20 protein-coding genes are annotated in these 21,912 nt (G+C 39.3%); 10 read left to right on the top strand and 10 right to left on the bottom strand.

What is annotated here, in order from left to right:
- Positions 1–17: 17 nt before the first annotated feature.
- The 3 genes from ACYIAR_RS02715 to ACYIAR_RS02705 all read right to left on the bottom strand — a co-directional run bounded on the left by ACYIAR_RS02715 (position 18) and on the right by ACYIAR_RS02705 (position 4,700).
- On the bottom strand, positions 18–1,571 hold the full coding sequence (locus tag ACYIAR_RS02715; protein ID WP_480331985.1) for an acyl-CoA carboxylase subunit beta: 1,554 nt from the start codon (positions 1,569–1,571) through the stop codon (positions 18–20).
- A 122-nt stretch (positions 1,572–1,693) separates the two neighbouring features.
- The gene (mce, locus tag ACYIAR_RS02710; RefSeq protein ID WP_480331983.1) at positions 1,694–2,101 is read right to left on the bottom strand and encodes a methylmalonyl-CoA epimerase; all 408 of its coding nucleotides are present in this window, start codon (positions 2,099–2,101) and stop codon (positions 1,694–1,696) included.
- Positions 2,102–2,282: 181 nt separating this feature from the next.
- Complete coding sequence (locus ACYIAR_RS02705) at positions 2,283–4,700, bottom strand: TonB-dependent receptor (protein ID WP_480333534.1); 2,418 nt, start codon at positions 4,698–4,700, stop codon at positions 2,283–2,285.
- A gap of 215 nt (positions 4,701–4,915) precedes the next feature.
- On the opposite strand from ACYIAR_RS02705, the gene ACYIAR_RS02700 reads away from it, so the two are divergent.
- The 4 genes from ACYIAR_RS02700 (at position 4,916) to ACYIAR_RS02685 (ending at position 7,563) form a co-directional block, all read left to right on the top strand.
- Positions 4,916–5,479, top strand: coding sequence for a nitroreductase family protein (locus ACYIAR_RS02700; protein WP_480331981.1), 564 nt, complete (start codon positions 4,916–4,918; stop codon positions 5,477–5,479).
- Positions 5,476–6,243: a Rossmann-like and DUF2520 domain-containing protein gene (locus ACYIAR_RS02695; RefSeq protein WP_480331979.1), complete on the top strand. Its 768-nt coding sequence runs from the start codon at positions 5,476–5,478 to the stop codon at positions 6,241–6,243. The genes ACYIAR_RS02700 and ACYIAR_RS02695 overlap by 4 nt, the downstream gene beginning before the upstream one ends.
- Positions 6,240–6,761, top strand: a complete 522-nt coding sequence (locus tag ACYIAR_RS02690; RefSeq protein WP_480331977.1) for a KdsC family phosphatase — start codon at positions 6,240–6,242, stop codon at positions 6,759–6,761. The genes ACYIAR_RS02695 and ACYIAR_RS02690 overlap by 4 nt, the downstream gene beginning before the upstream one ends.
- A gap of 220 nt (positions 6,762–6,981) precedes the next feature.
- Positions 6,982–7,563, top strand: a complete 582-nt coding sequence (locus ACYIAR_RS02685) for a Maf-like protein (protein WP_480331975.1) — start codon at positions 6,982–6,984, stop codon at positions 7,561–7,563.
- Positions 7,564–7,653: 90 nt separating this feature from the next.
- Here the strand turns inward: ACYIAR_RS02685 and ACYIAR_RS02680 are convergent, their stop codons facing one another.
- From ACYIAR_RS02680 to ACYIAR_RS02665, 4 genes are all read right to left on the bottom strand, one after another.
- A complete protein-coding gene (locus ACYIAR_RS02680) occupies positions 7,654–8,394 on the bottom strand; it encodes a hypothetical protein (RefSeq protein ID WP_480331973.1) in 741 nt (246 codons plus the stop codon).
- An 88-nt stretch (positions 8,395–8,482) separates the two neighbouring features.
- On the bottom strand, positions 8,483–9,484 hold the full coding sequence (locus tag ACYIAR_RS02675) for a GGGtGRT protein (RefSeq protein WP_480331971.1): 1,002 nt from the start codon (positions 9,482–9,484) through the stop codon (positions 8,483–8,485).
- Positions 9,485–9,489: 5 nt separating this feature from the next.
- The gene (locus ACYIAR_RS02670) at positions 9,490–9,681 is read right to left on the bottom strand and encodes a hypothetical protein (RefSeq protein WP_480331969.1); all 192 of its coding nucleotides are present in this window, start codon (positions 9,679–9,681) and stop codon (positions 9,490–9,492) included.
- Positions 9,674–10,366, bottom strand: coding sequence for an iron-sulfur cluster assembly scaffold protein (locus ACYIAR_RS02665; RefSeq protein ID WP_480331967.1), 693 nt, complete (start codon positions 10,364–10,366; stop codon positions 9,674–9,676). The genes ACYIAR_RS02670 and ACYIAR_RS02665 overlap by 8 nt, the downstream gene beginning before the upstream one ends.
- A 545-nt stretch (positions 10,367–10,911) precedes the next feature.
- Between ACYIAR_RS02665 and ACYIAR_RS02660 the strand changes: the two genes are divergently transcribed.
- The 5 genes from ACYIAR_RS02660 (at position 10,912) to ACYIAR_RS02640 (ending at position 19,883) form a co-directional block, all read left to right on the top strand.
- On the top strand, positions 10,912–11,160 hold the full coding sequence (locus ACYIAR_RS02660; RefSeq protein WP_480331965.1) for a hypothetical protein: 249 nt from the start codon (positions 10,912–10,914) through the stop codon (positions 11,158–11,160).
- A gap of 31 nt (positions 11,161–11,191) precedes the next feature.
- The gene (locus ACYIAR_RS02655) at positions 11,192–13,054 is read left to right on the top strand and encodes a hypothetical protein (protein ID WP_480331963.1); all 1,863 of its coding nucleotides are present in this window, start codon (positions 11,192–11,194) and stop codon (positions 13,052–13,054) included.
- A 19-nt stretch (positions 13,055–13,073) separates the two neighbouring features.
- Positions 13,074–15,278 (top strand): hypothetical protein, encoded by a 2,205-nt coding sequence (locus ACYIAR_RS02650; protein ID WP_480331961.1) that lies wholly within the window; start codon positions 13,074–13,076, stop codon positions 15,276–15,278.
- Positions 15,279–15,771: 493 nt separating this feature from the next.
- The gene (locus ACYIAR_RS02645) at positions 15,772–18,165 is read left to right on the top strand and encodes a hypothetical protein (RefSeq protein ID WP_480331959.1); all 2,394 of its coding nucleotides are present in this window, start codon (positions 15,772–15,774) and stop codon (positions 18,163–18,165) included.
- A gap of 83 nt (positions 18,166–18,248) precedes the next feature.
- Entirely contained in the window at positions 18,249–19,883 is a 1,635-nt protein-coding gene (locus tag ACYIAR_RS02640) for an ABC-F family ATP-binding cassette domain-containing protein (RefSeq protein ID WP_480331957.1), read from the top strand.
- Between the two features lie 84 nt (positions 19,884–19,967).
- Here ACYIAR_RS02640 and ACYIAR_RS02635 read toward each other — a convergent pair whose 3' ends face one another.
- The 3 genes from ACYIAR_RS02635 to ACYIAR_RS02625 are packed head-to-tail and all read right to left on the bottom strand — an operon-like array spanning position 19,968 to position 21,542.
- Positions 19,968–20,636, bottom strand: coding sequence for an AlkZ-related protein (locus ACYIAR_RS02635; RefSeq protein WP_480331955.1), 669 nt, complete (start codon positions 20,634–20,636; stop codon positions 19,968–19,970).
- A 4-nt stretch (positions 20,637–20,640) separates the two neighbouring features.
- A complete protein-coding gene (locus ACYIAR_RS02630; RefSeq protein ID WP_480331953.1) occupies positions 20,641–21,240 on the bottom strand; it encodes a YqiA/YcfP family alpha/beta fold hydrolase in 600 nt (199 codons plus the stop codon).
- A gap of 2 nt (positions 21,241–21,242) precedes the next feature.
- Entirely contained in the window at positions 21,243–21,542 is a 300-nt protein-coding gene (locus tag ACYIAR_RS02625; protein WP_480331951.1) for a glutaredoxin-related protein, read from the bottom strand.
- 139 nt (positions 21,543–21,681) lie between these two features.
- Between ACYIAR_RS02625 and ACYIAR_RS02620 the strand changes: the two genes are divergently transcribed.
- Positions 21,682–21,894 (top strand): hypothetical protein, encoded by a 213-nt coding sequence (locus tag ACYIAR_RS02620; RefSeq protein WP_480331949.1) that lies wholly within the window; start codon positions 21,682–21,684, stop codon positions 21,892–21,894.
- Positions 21,895–21,912: the final 18 nt, after the last annotated feature.

Raw genomic sequence — 21,912 nt, 5'->3', positions numbered from 1 at the left:
TTCCTTTTTTTAGAGAATTACAATGGCAAGTTATCATGTTTCTTAGCAGGGTTGCTTAACTTCTTAGTCTGCAACTGCTGCAATGCACGGATGATGCGGAAACGAGTGTTACGAGGTTCGATAACATCATCAATGTAACCATACTGAGCTGCATTGTAAGGATTAGCAAATGCTTTCTTGTATTCTGCTTCTTTTTCTGCAGCACAAGCTTTTGGATCTTCTGCAGCAGCAACTTCCTTAGCAAAGATAACTTCTACGGCACCGCTCGGACCCATAACTGCGATTTCTGCAGTTGGCCATGCATAGTTCATATCACCACGCAAGTGTTTAGAACTCATCACACAGTAAGCACCACCATAAGATTTACGCAATGTTACAGTTACTTTAGGAACAGTAGCTTCACCGTAAGCATAAAGAAGTTTAGCACCGTGAAGGATAACACCATTGTATTCCTGACCTGTACCTGGCAAGAATCCTGGTACGTCAACCAATGTTACCAAAGGAATGTTGAATGCGTCGCAGAAACGAACGAAACGACCTGCCTTACGAGAAGCGTTGCTATCCAAACAACCTGCCATAACTTTTGGCTGGTTAGCTACGATACCAACTGCCTGACCGTTGAAACGAGCGAAACCAACGATGATGTTCTTTGCATAGTCTGCATGAACTTCAAGGAATTCGTTGTTATCAACGATAGTACCGATAACTTCATACATATCGTAAGCCTGGTTTGGATTGTCAGGAATGATTTCATTCAAGTAGTCATCCAAACGATCGATTGGGTCTTTACATTCAATAACTGGAGTTTCTTCCAAGTTGTTCTGTGGCAAATAGCTCAACAACTGACGGATAAGTTTCAAACCATCTTCTTCTGTGTCAACTGCGAAGTGAGCAACACCTGATTTTGTTGAGTGAACGCTAGCACCACCAAGCTGTTCCTGAGTTACATCTTCACCTGTTACAGTCTTAACAACTTTCGGACCAGTCAAGAACATATAACTTGTTCCACGAGTCATGATGTTGAAGTCTGTCAAAGCTGGAGAATAAACAGCACCACCGGCACAAGGACCAAAGATACCTGAAATCTGAGGGATAACACCTGAAGCCAAGATATTGCGCTGGAAGATTTCAGCATAACCAGCCAATGCGTTTACACCTTCCTGGATACGAGCACCACCTGAATCGTTCAAACCGATAACTGGAGCACCCATCTTCATAGCCTGATCCATAACTTTACAGATCTTCATAGCCAACATTTCAGACAATGCACCACCGAATACTGTGAAGTCCTGAGCGTAAACGTAAACCAAACGGCCGTCGATTGTACCATAACCTGTTACGATACCATCACCCAAGAATTTAGTCTTTTCAATACCGAAGTTTGAACAGCGGTGTTTTACGAACATATCAATTTCTTCGAAGCTGCCTTCATCAAGCAACATGCTGATACGTTCGCGAGCTGTATATTTACCTTTTTTATGCTGAGATTCAATTCTCTTTTCTCCACCGCCCAAACGTGCTTGTTCACGCAAAGCGATAAGCTCTTTTACTTTTTCAAGCTGATTACTCATTTTTGTATTTATGATTTATTTAAGTTAGTAATGAACTTAGTAAATTGAAAAGTGAGAATTGATAATCGAAATAATTCCACTTAAGAATATGTTTCAATTTTCAATTCTCATTTTCCCATTTATTATTTGCCCGGCATACAAAGTTCTGTCAATACGCTGCAAGTTGATTTCGGATGCAAGAATGCGATGTCCAAACCTTCAGCACCACGACGTGGAGCTTTATCGATCAACTTAATGCCTTTTTCTTCTGCTTCGTTCAAGCAAGTCTGAACGTCAGGAGTAGCGAATGCGATGTGATGGATGCCTTCACCTTTCTTTTCGATGAATTTAGCGATAGTACTGTCTTCACTGGTTGGTTCCAACAATTCGATTTTTGTCTGTCCGATTTTGAAGAAAGCAGTTTTTACTTTCTGATCAGCAACTTCTTCAATGCTGTAGCATTTCAAACCTAAAACACCTTCGTAGTAAGGCAAGCATGCTTCGATGCTCTTTACTGCAATACCCAAATGTTCAATATGTGTAAGTTCCATTTTGATAATGATTTAAAGATTGATAATGTTTTTATGTTTTTTCTTACGGGCAAAGGTACATTTCTTTTTTTGATTAAAAAGAAAAAAATGAAACGAATTCTTAAGAAAGTTCATCTTTTTTAAAGTTTTCTAACCATAAAATGATGTTTTCCGTGTCCATAATACAATATTGGCGATTTTATTAGAAATCCACAATAAGCCTAGCATTAATCTGGCGTCCGGTCAGATAATTCGGTACGGCATACTGTGCTCCATCTGGTTTTGCTATCCAATAATATGAATTTGTGTTCTTAATATCAAATATATTGAATACATCAAGTCCAATCCATATATTCTTCAGATATTGGAACACTCCGCGGTCCATTAGTCTGCTTTCGCCGCCGGCCAACTGATATGAAACACCTATGTCAACGCGCTTATATGCCGGTGTGCGGAAATATCCGTCTTCATATCCGTGATTCGGAATAGTAACAGGCAAACCTCCGGACAAAACCCCTTTAAGATTAAGCTTCACTCTTTTGTATCCCGGAAAATAATCCTGGAAGAAAAGACTGAGGTTATAACCCGGACTGTTTGGCAGTGGAGCTTTGGTTGTTCCCCTGATAGTTTGCTCTGCTTTCATAAGCGACAGACTTATCCATGAGTCTGTTCCCGGGACGAATTCACCGAAGAATTTAATGTCAAGTCCTGCTGCATAACCTTTCGCGCAGTTCTCTCCGTAGTATCTTATCTTCACATTATCTACTGTATAAGGAATAAGGTCATCCAGTTTCTTATAATATAATTCCGTAGTCAATTTGAAATTACGGTCCATAAGTTTGAACGTATAATCTCCGCCTAATATGAAATGAATTGACCTTTGCGACTTAAGCTGGTCGTTAAGGACAGTTATGTCGTTGCCATTCTCGTCCTCTTTTATCATACGCAGTTCTTTGTAGAAAGGCGACTGATAATAAATACCTGTTGCAAAGCGCATTGTCAGATTCTGGTCGAAATTAGGAATGAATCCAACTGATGCTCTCGGGCTGAAAATAAACTCTTTGTTGAAACTCCAGTAACTTCCTCGAACTCCGCCAACGATGGTAAACATACCTTGTTCTGTTCTGAACTTGAATGCATCCTGTATGTGTGCCGAGAATCTGGTACTTTCCAGCTTATTGTCTGAATATAAGTTTGAATACATATTCACTCCGTCGCCAGTGTGTGGAAGTGAATATCCCGATGAATCTCGTTTTTCCCATTCACTGATTCTGTCGTTGATTCTTTCTCTCTGAACCAGTAATCCCCAGTTTATGGTGTTTCCTTTCAGACGCAGGTTTCCTGTGTGTGCGATATTCATTACACTGGAGTGTAATTGGTTTCTCGCATGTTCCATATATCTGCCGACAGACATTGCTGATGCTCCGGCATCTCCGGTTGCAGTGTTTTCCGTTCCGTCGCTCAGCCAATATTCTCCCGAAATATCATATCTTTCTTCTTCATGGCTGTCGAATGCTGATGCCTGCAAACCTAAATCTAATTTGTCGTTTACCTTATATTTCAGAGATAATGCTCCGAAAAGCGTCTGGAACTTGTCTTTTTCATTACTGTTAGGAAACCATACAGTGAAGTTTGTGATGTCATTTGTCGTACCAAAAGATGTTTCCCTGCTGTGAGGCACATAGTGATATGTGTTACGTGACATATTTCCAAGGAAATTCATCTCAATTTTGCTCGATGGCTTATATGTCATATAAGTCTGTATGTCCATGAATCGAGGGTCATATTCCGCGTCCGTGTCCATTGTGCTCAGCAGCGAACTACCGCTTTTATATCTGAATCCCGTAATTTGCGAGAATTTGTTGTTTCCGCTTCCCACATATGCCGAGCCACCCATAAGGCTTCCCGATGCTGAACCTTCAAAACCTTTTGGCTGTTTGTATTTGATGTCGAGAACAGAACTCATCTTATCTCCATATTTTGCCTCGAAACCTCCGGCTGAGAAATTTACTGCCTCTGTAAGGTCAGGATTTACAAAACTTAGTCCTTCCTGCTGTCCGGAACGAATCAGCAATGGGCGGAACACTTCGATACCGTTTACATAAACAATATTTTCGTCATAACTACCGCCTCTCACAGAATACTGCGAACTCAATTCGTTGTTTGACGAAACACCGGCAAAGGTCACAACCAAACTTTCAATACTTCCGCCGGCTGGGTCGGGAAGGAGCTTTATTTTGTCTGCCTTCATAGTTTCCATAGTTGTTGTCTGCTTGCGGATGGCAGTGACGGCAACTTCGCCCAGCTCAAGTGATGTGTAGTTCATCTGCACATTAAGGCGCATATCGCCGCTTAGCAAAGGGATAATTCTCTCTGCCTTGTTGAAGCCGATACACGAATATATTACCGAAACGGAATCGCCCGGTGTGGTGTTGATGGAGTAAAAGCCCTTTTCGTTGGTCATGGCTCCGTTAAGAGTGTTCTTTATTCTTACGTTTACCAGCTCCAGCGGACTGCCATCTGCGTCTCTCACGTAGCCGGTGATTTTTACTGTTTTCTGCGCAAAAGTATAGAATACAATAAAAATAAATATAAGTGCTGTTATTGCACGACGTTTTATCATTTGTTACTTTTTTATTTATAGGATTAAAATATTGATATGACTTCATTATATATTCATATCAACAGACCATTTCTACATATAAACGTAGAAAATACAAAAAATTATATTTCAGTATTAAACTTTTCTTTGTTTTTGCTGAATTTTGCCAAATTTCTGAATATCACAAATTCTTTCTATTTTTGTGATTCAGACTACAAAATTAGAAAGAAAATATGAAAGATTTTGCATCATTGATAAAGGACAGAAGAAGTACACGTAAATTTACTTCTCAGTTGTTGAATCCTACACAAGTTGAAAAAATATTGCGTGCCGCTTTGATGGCGCCGGCGTCCAAAAGAAAAAATCCTTGGCAGTTTGTTGTTGTTGAAGATAAGGAAATGCTTCAGAAACTTGCAGCCTGCAAGCCTCACGGTGCTGCTTTTCTGGAAAAATGTGCGCTTGCAGTTGTTGTTCTTGGAAATGTAATGGAAAGCGACGTGTGGATTGAAGACACTTCAATTGCTTCAATATTCATGCAGCTTCAGGCTGAAGATTTGGGATTGGGAAGCTGCTGGTGTCAGATTCGCAACCGTCAGTACGACGAAGACGTTGATGCCGCTCAGTATGTAAGAAATCTTCTGGATATTCCTTATCAGCTCGAAGTTCTATCCATCATTGGTTTTGGATATAAAGACCAGGTCAACAAGCCTTTCGATGAATCAAAACTTCAGTGGGAAAAGATACATCTAGGAAAATATTCAATGCCGGAAGCTCCGGAAACAAAATCAGAAGAATGAAAGTGACAATAGTAGGCTCGGGCAATTTGGCAACCAATTTGTCCGCAGCTTTAAAATCGTGCGGCAAAGTGGAGTTTGCCCAAGTATATAGCCGCACAGAAGATAATGCGAAGAAACTTGCCGGGGATTTAGGTTGTGACTTCACTACCAACGCAAGCCAAATTCTTCCCGGTTCAGATTTATATATATTCTCGCTGAAAGATTCATGTCTGGAAGAAGTACTGTCTCAAGTGCCGGAAAACGACGGATTGTGGGTTCACACCGCAGGCAGTGTTCCGATGGAAGTATTCAAGCCTTACGCGAAACGATATGGAGTTTTCTATCCGTTGCAGACATTCAGCAAACAGCGCATTGTGGATTTCAGCAGAATCCCGATATTCATCGAAGCTTGCGACGGAGAGAATCTTTCAATACTGGAAAATCTAGGTTTAAGCATATCTTCCGATGTGAGAGTCCTTTCTTCAGAGAAAAGAAGGAATATCCATCTGGCAGCAGTTTTTGCATGCAATTTCACAAACCATATTTATGCATTGGCAGCAAATATTCTTGAAGATGCTGATATTCCTTTCGATGTTCTTCTTCCATTGATTGACGAAACAGTGAGCAAGGTTCATCAGATTCCTCCGCGTGAGGCGCAGACCGGACCTGCTGTCAGATATGACGAAAATGTAATAAACAAACATCTGAATATGCTTTCGGACCCGATGATGAACGAAATTTATCGTCTGTTGAGCCAAAGCATACATAAGGAATCAACGAAATGAGTACAATAAATTATGATTTGACTAAAATCCGTGCCTTCGTATTCGATGTCGATGGAGTTCTTTCGAGAGACGTTGTCAGTCTGCATCCGAATGGCGACCCAATGCGCACGGTAAACATAAAAGACGGTTATGCAATGCAGCTGGCAGTGAAACTGGGTTATCAGGTCGCAATCATAACCGGAGGCTACACAGATTCAGTCCGCATCCGGTTCGAACGTTTGGGAGTCCAGCATATTTATATGCGCAGCGCTGTGAAAATAAACGATTATCAGGATTTCCTGAATAAAACAGGACTAAAGCCTGAAGAGGTGATGTATGCCGGAGATGATATTCCTGATTATGAAGTTATGCGACTTGCCGGTCTTCCTGTTGCACCTGCCGATGCAGCTCCTGAGATAAAAAGCATTGCAAAATATATATCCCATAAAAATGGTGGCGACGGAATTGCCCGCGACGTTATCGAACAGACTCTGAAAGCTCAGGGACGATGGATGCAGGGCGAGGCTTTTGGCTGGTGAAATGATTGTATAAAATAGTGTTTTGAATATGATGTTAGTAGTCAAGCAATTGCATTTCCAAGTAATTTTTTTGCTTTGGAAAACTTTTTTCATGCCTATGAAAAACTTTTTTCACTAGGGAGAAAATAAATTTTCATCAGGGAGAAAAAACTTTTTCATTCCTAAATATATTGAGATGGAAAGGCAAGCTGCTGGCTGCGGATAAATACAGAAAAGAAATATGTTGCGTAATTTAGATAAATATAATATTATACTGGCATCAAATTCGCCAAGAAGGAAGGAATTGTTGGGCGGACTGGATTTGGAGTTTCAGGTAAAAGTAATTCCGGGACTTGAAGAATCTTATCCGGAAAGTCTTCCGGCACGACAAATCCCGGCATATCTTGCCGAACAGAAAGCATCTGCATATCTGGATTCGTTGGAAGATAATGATTTGCTGATTACTGCAGATACAATTGTGTGGAACAATAATCAGGTGATTGGAAAACCTGCCGACCGTGACGAGGCAATAGCTATGATACGTTCCCTTTCCGGTCATGAACATCAGGTAATAACCGGAGTTTGTCTGACAACTAAATCTTTTAAGAAAACATTCTCCGTTACATCTTCCGTACGTTTCGCGGAGTTGACAGACGAAGAAATTATTTATTATGTTGATAAATATCGTCCGTTCGACAAAGCTGGAGCTTATGGTATCCAGGAATGGATTGGCTATGTTGCTGTTGAAAATATAGAAGGCAGTTTTTACAATGTCATGGGTTTGCCGGTTCAGCGTTTGTATAAGGAATTGAAGGAGCTGTAGACATAAAATTGATGTGAAAATAGTTATACTTATTAGAGTACCTATATATGTTTATATAGATAGGTACTCTTTTTGTAAAATGATAATCCTTTAATCAATATTCCAATAGGCTTCAGGCTCACCTCCTAAAACATCATCAATAAAGTCATCATCTAGACCTTCTATATCTTGTGCATATGTTCCATTATATTTTTCATATGTCTTATAATTTTCTTCATAAAAGGAACTCTCTATTGTATGATTATCTTTAAATATATGAAACTTGTTTGATTTATAAAACTTAGGAAGGCAAAGTGGATTTAATTTATAATTAAATTCTTTGTTTTCTGGTATTAATAGGTTCCTTCTATTTTTTGAGATTGTAAATGTTTTTGCTTTAATTTTAAATTGTGATATAACATTATTGTCTTTTGTATTTATTTTTATAACTTTTTTATCTTGAATCTCATATTCTTTAATTTCATTAGTCTCTATAAAAGAGAAAGTATCGGTTATGTTATTGTAAGAATTATACCATATTCCTTTTTGATGTGTAAATTTAAATTGTTTATAACTATAAGGATTAGGTGTATACTCGCAAATATAAGGTAGTCCCAATGGTGCATATACATTATTATGTGAAGATTTTTGAAAGCATAGTTCTTTAGTAGATATTATATATATAAACTCAAATAAATTACCAGTATGTACATAGCAATAAAAACCTGTATGAATAGCAGGTTCATCATTTATAATTTTTAATTCTTGAACATGAATACTTGCATTTAAGATTTCAAGAATAGATGATTCATCATCGCTATATAAATTCTGTATAATATCATTAAACAGCATATTAATTAAATATTTAAGGTTATTCTATATGAAAAAATGAGGATATATCTAAATAGAATATATCCTCATTTTATTGTTAAATATTTAATTACTTCTTCATTGCTTCTTCGATAGCAACTGCAACAGCAACTGTAGCACCTACCATTGGGTTGTTACCCATACCCAAGAAGCCCATCATTTCAACGTGAGCAGGAACTGAAGAAGAACCAGCGAACTGAGCGTCTGAGTGCATACGACCCATTGTGTCAGTCATACCGTATGAAGCAGGACCAGCAGCCATGTTATCTGGGTGCAATGTACGACCTGTACCACCACCAGAAGCTACTGAGAAGTAAGGTTTGCCTGCCAATACACGTTCTTTCTTATATGTACCTGCAACTGGGTGCTGGAAACGTGTTGGGTTAGTAGAGTTACCAGTGATTGAAACGTCTACATCTTCTTTCCACATGATAGCAACACCTTCGCGAACGTCGTCAGCGCCGTAGCATTTTACTTTTGAACGCAAACCGTCAGAGTAAGCAACTTCTTCGATTACGTTAACTTCGCCAGTCATATAGTCGAACTGAGTCTGAACATAAGTAAAGCCGTTGATACGAGAAATGATCTTAGCAGCATCTTTACCCAAACCGTTCAAGATAACGCGCAACGGAGATTTACGTACTTTGTTTGCCATTTCAGCAATCTTGATAGCACCTTCAGCAGCAGCGAAAGATTCGTGACCTGCCAAGAAAGCGAAACATTGAGTATCTTCACGCAACAAACGTGCAGCCAAGTTACCGTGACCGATACCTACTTTACGGTCGTCAGCAACAGAACCTTTGATACAGAATGCCTGCAAACCGATACCGATAGCTTCAGCAGCATCAGCAGCGTTTGTGCAACCTTTTTTGATTGCGATAGCAGCACCTACAACATAAGCCCAACATGCGTTTTCGAAGCAGATAGGCTGAGTTTCTTTACACATTGTATATGGGTCAAGGCCTTTAGCAGCGCAAATTTCTTTTGCTTCTTCGATGCCGTTGATACCGTATTCTTTCAAAACCGCATTGATATTATCGATTCTGCGGTCGTAACTTTCAAATAAAGCCATATTTTTTACTTTTTAAAATTCTTGTTTACGAGAAATAATGAAATCAGAAAATTGAAAACAAGCACACCGCCACAACAAGCCACATAGAATGCTAACCAAGGCTTTTCACCTTTCAGAGCAAAATAAGCTATCGTAAATCCGATAACACATATTATTATCAGCCCGATGAGTACGCGTGTAAGTGTTTTCTTATTCATTACGAGGATCGATATATTTTACAGCATCTTTGAAACGGCCGTAAGAACCTTTAGCTTTTTCCAAAGCTTCATTAGCGTCTACGCCTTTCTTAACCATATCCATGAATTTACCAAGGTGGATAAATTCGTAACCGATAACTTCGTCGTTAGCATCCAATGCCATACGAGTACAATATCCTTCAGCCATTTCCAAGTAACGAGTACCTTTAGCCAATGTACCGAACATTGTACCTACCTGGCTACGCAAACCTTTACCCAAGTCTTCCAAACCTGCACCAATTGGCAGACCGCCTTCTGAGAAAGCAGACTGAGTACGTCCGTAAACGATCTGCAAGAACAATTCACGCATTGCTGTGTTGATTGCGTCGCAAACCAAGTCTGTGTTCAAAGCTTCTAACAAAGTCTTGCCTGGAAGGATTTCAGAAGCCATAGCTGCTGAGTGAGTCATACCAGAACAACCGATTGTTTCAACCAATGCTTCCTGGATAATACCTTCTTTGATGTTCAATGTCAATTTACAAGCACCCTGCTTTGGAGCACACCAACCGATACCGTGAGTCAAACCTGAAATGTCAGTAATCTGAGTTGCTCTAACCCATTTTCCTTCTTCTGGAATCGGAGCGCAAGGGTGGTTAGCGCCCTTTTTAACAACACACATGTGTTGAACTTCATGTGAATAAATCATAATCGCTAATTTATTATATTAATGATAATAAAAACTTTACGCTTTTCTCATTTTTGTAAGCCAGTACAAAGATAGAATTATAAATTTATCCTTGCAACAGATAAAACAGAGTTTGTATGTTTTTTTATTACAGTTTTCATCTTTTTGATGTCTTTGGAACAATTTAAATTGAATATTCGATAATATATGGCTTATTGTAAATAATTCCTCTATTTATGTAAAAAGTGTATTAAAATGATTTAATTGAAGGTTCTTGCTTGTTAAGTCTTAGTGTATAGGAGTAATAGGCTTGATAATAGTTGTTTATCTATGATTGGATTATGTATTTTACAAAAATTTCAATAGGAAATTTCGCAATAAATCATAAAACAGTGCTTTTACTTATTGTCTTTAATGAACATAATATGTGTATAATCTGTTAAAATTGGTGTTATAGGTTACAAACTTATTTATTGATAAAATTTTTATGGTGTTAAGGTACAGACTTTTTTTATGGGGAATCTGCGGTTATTTTAGTTTAGTTATGATACCTTGGACGTGGTTATATGCCATTGATTCCTTCAGATAATTTTGATGGAATTCCGGTAATTATTGAAGCTGAATTGGCAGACGGAAAGATTGTGAAATCAATAGTTCCTGCTTCAGTAATTGACGAACTGAAGAATTTCCAGGCAGGAACATATTGTATGATGAATGTCATTTTCAATAATGAAGGAATAACAGTTGGCTCAGAGTTTGAATCTTGGGAAGATGGCGGAGCTATTGAAGTTCCTTTGAATTTGGTATCCGGTTAATATTTATCCTAAAACAAAATAAATACAGATAATGAAAAAGTTTTTTGGTTTACTTATTTTTATAAGTGTTTTTTTATTCTCGTCTTGTAGCAATGATTTGTTAGTTTCCGAGGATTCGTCTCAGAGTTTAATGTATCCTATACGCTTCAAATTGAGGCATGAAAACTATTCGGAATCAAATGGAAGACAAAGTAATGTCGCTTCTGTTGTTGCTACTTATGATAAACTATTCTTTTACATAGCTGATGAAAACGGTAATATTGTGGAAACTGTAAAAATGGACCACAATTCTTCAAAGTCCGAAATTTATGCTGAAGGTTTACACGAAGGCGAATATAATCTTTTGGTGTTAGGCATTAAAGGAGATGAGAGTGAAGATATGGCAGAGATAAATAAAATATCATCTGCCGATGAAGAGTGGCTTAGTTTCCCTTCCGATTTGCACAGACCATTACAAGCTGAATATTTCTATTCTTCAACACCATTTGTAGTTGAAACTAGTGCTTCAGAATTTGGAGAAACAGAAATTGCCGTGATTGACAAAGATATAATGCAGAAAAGAATTATCGGCAGACTTGATTTTGATTTCATATATAATAATGAATATGTGAGAAATGCGACAGTAGATAAAAAGCTACTAATCACGAAGTCCAGATTCTATACATCCCTTAAAGGAAACGGAGATTTTGATGGAGAAAGCGATGGCGTAATGGACGAAATAAGCTTGAATGAGATTCATTCTTTCATGTTTATGCCAACGGTCGGTGGTTCATCAGTAAAAGCAACTGTCGAACATTCAACTGTTAATTATTTGTCAGAAGAAGCGTCAGTCTCATTTGATTTCGAACAGAAAGGTATTTTTCCTAACAATATTCATAATATAGAGAATGTGGTTAATCATCCGGATGATAATTCGCCTGTGATGTATATTACACCTAGGTCTTATAATTTATCAAAGCATTATGAGATTCTTTCAGATAAAGAAACAAAAGATATCTATACAGACAGAACTCAGAGAAGTTTCAACACTTCACGTCCTCTTCAGATATCAGTAAATGATAATGGAGAATTGCATGCACGTTTCTATTCTCCACGCGTCTTGTATGATGCAACAATAAAAGTTAAGCTGCCATCTGTTTCTGATGAGTATTTTGATTTTGCACATTTTGATTCAATACCTGCTTTTGCAGACTTCTATGAAACAACACCAATGTTGAAACGGGCTACAATGTGCCGACTTGAATCCGGTAGATATGTGAATGTTCCAAAACTATCTATTTCAGATTTTTCTGGAGCTGAGTTTGTGATAGAATCTACTGACCCATATTGGGAAAAGATAAAAGCTATCAAGCATGGCTGGAATATTTTTTGGGGACTTTTCAATGGTGACCCGGACAGAGAAGATGGCGGACCTGTCGGTAATTGGATGGGAATTCGTCCCGTGCATTGTAGGGAATCAGTGGCATTCTTCCTGAATTTTACTTATTTGATTGATATGGAAGAACACGAGCAGATTTTGCGTGATAATGCTGGTGACTTATATGACGACAACAGAAATCCTGTAAAAGTAGAGCAAGTATTGGCTCAGATGAGACAGGAGAGAACATTGCAAGTTGGCCTTGTTTATCCGGGAAATGGAGTAGTCGGACTGGGAAGCCCAACTGTTTTCGGAGCATATCAGGATGGCTGGTTCAGTCATTATAGCAATACATATGCCTGCAATGTGATGTTCCACGAATTAGGTCATGTTATGGGATACGGACATAACAGTTCGTTTACTTACGGACCATGGGCAGAAAGATTAATGAATAATTTCTATGTTCAGAATATAAGCAAAATGCCTATTGATTCTCCTGATTACTTGAAGAGTAAGTTGAACCCGAATAAATACTGATAAATTGAAGATAAAAGAAATGAAAATATTAAGATACATATATTTACCTGTTTTTCTGATAGCATTGTGTGCTTGCACGGCAGATGACTTCAGAGATTCTACAACTGTTGCAGAACCTCTTTCTGTAAGGTTTTCAATGCCGAATCAGCAGAATTCGGGCGGATTATCTTCTGAGATTGATAATATTTCAGCATTCCGATTCGAGGATAATATTCTAAAGGAAGTAATTAGCAATATTAGTATAAACGAAGAAGGAGTTGCTGATATTAACATGGCATCGACGAGAGGAAATTTGTATTTCCTTGCTAATGCTGCCAGAATAATAGAAGATAACAACTTTCAGGTTGACAATACATCTGAAGAAGACTTTCTCAGCATTAAGTCCGATATGGAAGGTATGAACCATCGTGGTATTACAATGACCGGAAAAGCTGATTTGACTGGCAATGATGACAATAATCTTACAGTTGCAATCCGACATTCGGTGGCTCGAATTGATTTGGAATCATATTCCGTTGATGCCAATGTGCATAGTGTGAGAATAAAAAATGTGGCTTCTCAAGGATATGTATTTGAACAAGAGGGAAAAGTCGAAGATATATTTGATAAAGAAGATGTATTCAAAGATTTCGGCGACACTCCTTTTTCTAACAAAAAAGAAACCATTGATTATTTACCAGAGCAGTATGACAAAAGATTTCAAGTAGAAGTTCTTATAACAGTAAATGGTGCATGGAAGAGGTTGAGAGCTGAATTGCCGGAAATTCTGAGAAACAAGGTCTATACACTAAAAATCTATGGAAGCGGAGCAGACTTTGCCATTAGTGTTGATACTGGTGATTGGGAGTATGGAACAGGCTCGGAAACAGAAGACGTATATAAAGGGATTGTCGACATAGATAATTCAATACTCAGTGATGCTGTTTATGTCAATAAGAACAGAGACTCTGTTTTTGTTGAATCATGGGACAATAGTTTCACACTTGCTATTTTGTCGGAAGAAGGAGCCGATTGCCGAATTGATGGAAATGTTGACAAAGTTGATATGGAATTTATTTCGTCTCGTTCACTGGTAACAAATTCACGTAAGCTTAATGTTCGCAGTAAGCTCAAAATGCCAGGTGTTGCTGAGCAATATGCATATATAAATGTATATAAGAATGATGTGTTGCGAGATAGGGTTGTTCTGGTATTCAAGGCAAATCCTGTAAAGTTGGAAGGTCATCTCAACTTTGATGAAAATGCGATGTGTGATTTTGCACGATATATTGATGGTGAAGTGGCAGTAATTACTCTCCCTGAAGGGAAGAATATCTCTCTTTCTTTTGCAGATGATTCTCCGGAGTGGATGAAACTTGAAGAAAATGGCAACAACCGTTTCCGTCTGTTGGCAGGTTGGAAGCCCAATGACCCTGATGCTGACGGAAGAATACAGACTGCACAGATTACTATATCCGATGGCAGCAACCAACACATCGAAACATATACCGTTAAGCGTCAGAACTGGGGATTGCCTGTTGTCAACATCAATGGAACATGGTGGTGTAAGTACAATCTTAGAGGAAATGTGAAGAACTTTACTGACCAGATACTTGTCTCGAATGAGCCGGCTGGTGGTAATCTTGCGGATTATATGTCTTCATGTAGCGATGCTGAATTCCTTAATGTAATTGGAGACCAGTATCAGGCTGGAAACCAGGAGGGACTAAGTATTGTTCATAATGGAGAAGGTTTTGTGTATGAGAATTATAATACCAAATCCGACAACTTTGGAACATTGTCTCCGACATTTATGGCTCCTGATGGATATGAAATACCGGACTATGATGATTTCCGGTTCTTTAATTGGGGTAATAATTCAAATTTGGGTTATCATAATCCTGGTGCCTTTAACAATGGTTTGGGACAAAGATTGAATTTCAAGGTTGTTGAGCGCAATGCTTCTTTCTTGGGAAATGAATACGGACCAATTACTTTCTATGATTTTGAATATGAAGGCGAACATTTGCTTCTTTGCGGTTTGGGACATCAGTGGAACGAAACATCTATAGCAAAGATGAGTATATTGTTTGCAACATTCGGAAACAAGTCAAATACATGGTCTATTGAGGGTTATTCACAGTCAGACGGTTCAGGAAACTGGTTCAAGTATTCTGCCAATAACCAGAATAAGACAAGAACAATTCGCTGCGTAAAAACTCCGGTGGAATATATTTATGAGTAATTTAAGTAGCTGAATTTTTTTCAATATCATAATAATGATATGCTTCCATTTTAGTAATGGATTAGGGATTTGTTAGTAATCAAAATATCGGCTCACCTAGGTGAGTCAATCAATCCACCTAGGTGAGCTAATCAATTCACCTAGGTGAGCCGATTGAACCACCTAGGTGGAGCAATATTTTGAATATGACAAATGTTATAAATAATTGTAATTACTGTAGCATGACTTTTCAATGACATGATTTATTATAATGATTTCAAGTTTCTTCAGTTAACTAGTTGAATAGGAAACAAGTTGACAAAACTTTGAAACCTAGTTAAGTGTACTGTTGAGAAACTTAAGTAGTGATAAATAGCTGCACTTGAAAGAATAATATTTTGAAATAAAAATTAAGATGAAAATAAACACAATATTGACGAAACTGTTTGATAGTTTCATACCGGGAATTTTATCATTAATTATATTACTCTTTGCTGTTTCGTGCGAAGATGATATGAGAAATAATCTAAATCAGAATAGCGGGAATGCTGTGATTGTACGTGCTAATTTACAGCCATACAAAATACAGGGGCAAGACGCTAGTGCTGATGGTGAGAACATTATAAACGAACTGCACGCTTGTCTTTTCGAAGATGGTCTGTTGAAGGAGGTATATGAGAATATCGACCTGAACAGCGGAATAAGAATTGACGAATCGAAAGGCCGACTTTATATGGTAGGAAATCTTCCGGGCGAGCAGCCTTTGAGCAAATTGCGCGACAGAGGTATGACGGAAGATGAATGGCTCGATATAAAAGTTGCTCATCACGGAGGTCTTTCTTTGGATTATTACAGTGGATACGTTGATTTGTCTGATTTGGCAGAACATACGATAAAACTCAGACGTGGTGTGGCTCGTATTGATTTTTCTGTTAATACATCAATTCCTGTATCTGTGGAGAAAATCGTGTTTAAGAATGTGGCAAATAAGTCATATATGTTCCCGAAAGAATCGGTGGCAACGCCTGATTCAGCAATATTTGGAGATGTTACGGTGAATCTTGAAAAGCCAGTTTCTGGAAATAAAAAGGCAGTAGCATATCTTTGTGAGCAGGTGTCGGATAATCTACGTGCTGTTTTGACAATCAAGGCTAACAACAAGACTATGGTCAAAGAAGTGAAGTTTCCTTCAATATTGAGAAGAAATACTGTATATACTGTCAATATTACGTATTCTGATAATACAACGTCAGAAAATCCTGACGGACCCAGCGAACCATCTGGTCCATCGGAACCATCTGGCCCTTCTGAGCCAAGCGGTCCGTCAGAACCATCAGAACCGTCAGAACCAGGTGAACCATCAGAACCCGGAGAACCGTCAGAGCCTTCAGAACCATCGGAACCGGAAAATCCTGGACCAGTTGACCCCGAACATCCTGAAAATGGTATAATCATAAATGTCATTGAGTGGGAAGATGGCGGAAAAGTTGAATTATTGCCAAATACAAGTAATTTATTCATTGATATAAATAGTTCCAAACTTCCTGCTGATGCATCCGTTTCAGAATCCAACAAGCGAATAGTTCTTTCATACAAAGAAACAGATTTTACCTTGGCTTTGGATTGTGATGATGAATTGGAGTTTATTCCGGATCCGGCTTTACCTCTTCAGATTACCCGAATTGGTAATTCTCCAGAACACATAGGAAAAAACATATTTTCTGTTTCTAAGGGAATATGGCGCCCAGGAATGAAAGCTGTAGAGCGTAAGCTGATGTTCCACCGCAAAGGAATGAATGAAAATTATCAGGCAGATTATATTACTGTGGTTATGGAAGCTAATCCTGTTCAGCTTAGCGGTTCTATCAATTTTGACGAAAACAATGAGTATCATTTCTCTGAATATGTGGAAAATGAGATAGCTGTTTTTACTTTGCCTGCTGAAAAATCTCTGGGAATTGAATATCCTGTAGATGAGGATAATTGGGTGAAAATTGAAGAAGTTTCTACTTACAGATCCATGACTTCATTCCGTGTCCTTGCCGGATGGAAACCTAATGACCCGAAGGCAGACGGTCGTGTTCAGACAGCCAGAATTGTAATAGAAAACAAGTCTGACGGTAGCGACAGAGAAGAATATACGATTTCCAGAAGAAACTGGGGATTACCTGTCACTTATCTGAATGGAGTATGGTGGTGCAAATATAATGCTATGGGCGATTCCCGTAATTTTGAGGATCAGATTCTTTCGTCAAATGATCCGGCAGCCAGAGCAGGTAAAACTCTTTATGAGTATCTTGGCGAATGCTCGGCTGAAGAATATTTCAACCTGTGGAAATGGCAATATATGGGTGATAAGACTCAGGGTCTTGAAGTTGTGGATGACAATGGCGTGGCAAAATTGGCAGGTTATTTCAATAACACTGTGCATATCAATAAACTTGATCCGAAATCAATAGCACCTAACGGCTATGAACTTCCTTCGATGCAGGACTACAACAATGTTCTTGAGTCGACCGGCGATTATATCTGGCTTATGTGGGATGGCTCGCATTCGACAGCGTGGAACGGGGGCACATCGTTGCAGAGACGACAAAAACGCCGAAATGATGTTTCAGTGGGAAGTGTTGCCTTGCCGGATTTGATTTACATAAGTATGTATAATGCTTCGGTGAGCGAGCATGAACCTTTGGTGTGGTATGGTTCCAGCAGTCAGTGGAACGATAGCGGGATTAATCACGGACACTACAACAATATGCTTTTTGCCGTTCACAATCCTGAGACGGGTCAGGGCTGGTATTTCAATGGCAGTATGGGTGCATTACATGCAACAAAGAATGGTGCCGGTGCAAACAATACACGAATCGTAAGGTTCAAGAAATCGGATGTAGAGTATATCTATCAATAATAGACTGTCATATGGCGGAAAAATAGTATCTTTGCAACTTTATATCCATTCATTTGAAACATCAGAATTAAATAAAATACGACATGATTTCTATCGACGGATTGACAGTTGAGTTTGGAGGGACAACTCTATTCTCGGATATTTCTTTCGTTATCAATGAGAATGACAGAATCGCATTGATGGGAAAAAACGGAGCAGGAAAATCTACTTTGTTGAAAATATTGGCGGGAGTAAGAGAACCGACCAGAGGAAAAGTTTCCGCCCCTAAAGATACAGTAATAGCTTATCTGCCTCAGCATCTTATGACAGAAGACGGACGTACGGTCTTTGAGGAAACAGCCCAGGCTTTTTCCCATCTTCATGAGATGGAGGCAGAAATTGAAGCTCTCAACAAGGAGCTGGAAACTCGCACAGATTACGACTCCGACAGCTATATGGAGCTAATCGAGAGAGTTTCCACTTTAAGCGAGAAATTCTATTCTATTGAAGAGATAAACTACGATGCCGATATTGAGAAAACTCTCCTTGGTCTTGGTTTCAAGAGAACAGATTTCAATCGCCAGACATCAGAATTCAGCGGCGGATGGAGAATGAGAATCGAATTGGCAAAACTCCTTCTTCAGAAACCGGACGTGCTGTTGCTCGACGAGCCGACTAACCACCTTGACATCGAGTCTATCCAGTGGCTCGAGGATTTCCTCATTGATAGCGGACAGGCAGTTGTTGTTATCAGTCACGACCGTGCCTTCGTTGACCATATCACAACTCGCACCATAGAAGTCACAATGGGACGAATCTATGACTATAAGGTGAATTATTCTCAATATCTCCAGCTCAGAAAGGAGAGGAGAGAACAGCAGCAGAAAGCTTATGACGAACAGCAGAAGTTCATTGCCGAAACAAAGGAATTTATCGAGCGTTTCAAAGGTACATATTCTAAGACTCTTCAGGTGCAAAGCCGCGTGAAGATGCTTGAGAAACTTGAAATTCTTGAAGTTGACGAAGAAGACACTTCGGCACTTCGCCTTAAGTTCCCGCCATCACCTCGCTCAGGCTCATATCCGGTGATAATCGAGAACGTTGCAAAGAGCTATGGTGACAAGACCATTTTCAGGAATGTGAACCTGACAATCGAGCGTGGGGACAAAATCGCATTCGTTGGCCGCAACGGTGAGGGTAAATCCACATTGGTGAAATGTATAATGAAGGAAATAGAGCATGAAGGAATGCTTACTATCGGACATAATGTCCAGATAGGATATTTCGCTCAGAACCAGGCATCGCTGCTGGATGAGAATCTTACAGTTTTCCAGACAATAGATGATGTTGCCAAAGGTGATATCCGAAACAAGATAAAGGATTTGCTCGGTGCCTTTATGTTTGGCGGGGAAAATTCGACAAAGAAAGTGAAAGTGCTTTCCGGAGGAGAAAGAACACGACTGGCAATGATTAAGCTACTGTTGGAACCGGTGAATCTTCTTATCCTCGACGAGCCTACAAACCATCTCGATATGAAGACAAAAGATATCCTGAAGCAGGCTCTAATGGATTTTGACGGAACTCTTATCGTTGTTTCTCACGACCGTGACTTCCTCGACGGGCTTGTTACAAAAGTATATGAGTTTGGCAATCAGAAAGTTGTTGAGCATCTCGAAGGAATATATGAATTCATGCAGAGAAAGAAAATGGAAAATCTGAGAGAAATCGAAAGAAAATAAATTCTCCAACAAACAATAATGCTTTTTCCTGAATCATTATCCGATTAGGAAAAAGCATTATTGTTTATATAATCGCACTTGCTTTTATTTTAGCAGAATGTCATATGTCTTCTCAGATACATCCGGCAGAATTTTACGGAACTGGCAAAGAATCCTTTCCCGTGATTCCTGCGGTGAGCGTCCCGGACAACACGCATCACGTCCGAACAAAGCTTCTGGCGTAGTGAGAAGCGACCATCCCCAGCCATATTCACGTCCGTGCCGATCGCGTGGATAAATGAAATCTTCCGTTACTATATAACCGCCCATTTCCAAACGCGTCACATAAGCATCGAAGCGGCTTCTCATTTTCGGCCCCGTGAATCCGCAAGCGTCACGAAGTTCGCGCGTGATGAGACTTCCGCAACTTTTCAGCGTAGATAAAATAAATTCCTCAACGCTTCCTTCTTCCGGATAAGGGAAAACACTGCGGCGATAGTTGAAGAAATCCGGCCACCATTCCTTGCTGATGAACGCAGCCTTCTGCTTGAAAAACTTTCCGTATGCGCAGCCGCTGTCTCTCAATATGGCACCTTTCCATTCCCACAGAGGCCATTCCCATCCTCCGTCAGGCAATTTGTTATACCCGCAATCCTCGTCGAGAACTTCTTCAGCCGACCATCCGGAGATTCCCATGTCGAGCAGAGGAAGAAAGCCCACCTCGTCAATATAATCCACCAGCTCCGGACATGAATGTAAAAGTTCTTTTGTCATAATTCTATCTAACAAAGCTCATATATAACTTTTCTGCCAGCGGAGCATAATATTTCTTTACTTCTTCCGCAGTTGGAGTGTGACCGCCGGGGAAATGATAAGAATGCTTATAATGCATCAGGAATAGCGGCTCATAATGTGCCAGTTGGTCATTATCTCCAAATAAGCCCCATATCCTTTCCTGATTGTCAGGTGTGCAATAGTCCCACTGGTGTTGCTGAAGATCTTCAAATTCGTCAATCAATGCCTGGTCTATGACGAGCTGCTGATTTCCGTCGGCGCGCGGCGACTTATATTCATGCAAGCCAACACGTTCTTTTAAGAAATCCGTCATCTTTAAATGAGGATTTCCCAGCAATGCCGGAATTCCATTTTTTGCAGCGATTATTTGTGTAAGGAACGAACCGTTACTGTTTCCTATCAATATATCCGGCTTTTCCTGTTCGCAAACATGCTGCATGAATTCGATAGCCTTATATGGATGTAAAGGCAAATCTGGTGTCAGCAACTCTGCCTTACCATTGAAATATTCTCTCAGGGCTTGTGCCGGAACACATTCCCCTGAAGCAAAAAATCCGTGAAGAAAAATAATCTTGTGTGCCATAATCAACAACCGCTTCCGTCAATATTACATGTTGCCCCTTCGTTTACCGGGCGTGAATTTAATCCTGCATCTTCAGGATTCAATGTAACAGTTCCGTCTTCCAGAACAAAACAAGGAATGCCTGCAGCTCCGTTACGTTTTGCTTCATCGAAAACCGGACTGTTGTCCCTGAGTCTCAGAAAAGCTTTCAGATCTTTCACATGCCGGCCAATATCGATGACTTCGTATTTGTCGTTTCCTTTTACTTGCTCTTCCACATATGTGCAATCAGGGCAAGTCTCCATACCATAAATCTTAATCATAGCATTATTATTTGAAGTTCCATCAAAGGTAAGATATTATGTCTGATAAATCAAGCTTATGTTAGCATCATATTATTTCAAATAAAAAATCCGGTTCTGGATTTGTTTCTGCTCTTTTCGAGTTATATATTTGCATATTATGATACCTCCAAATATTGAACAATCAACAAAAGAAGAGCGCAGAGCATTCGTCCTCAATGCTTGGAAATGCCTGCACGATTGTGAATCGTGTGGTAAGTGCCGTATCCTGAAAGGAAAGGAAGCCGAGATATTATATGCAGACTATATCGAGGGCAAGCGTTCATATATGGATATCACGCTTGAGATAAGGGATAATAATTATTATTTCTAAAAATGTTTTCTTTAAATC

Source organism: Parabacteroides sp. KHUB-01 (assembly GCF_056640935.1).
The sequence above is the reverse complement of the archived record's forward strand: the minus strand, read 5'-3'. Positions and strand labels throughout refer to the sequence as shown.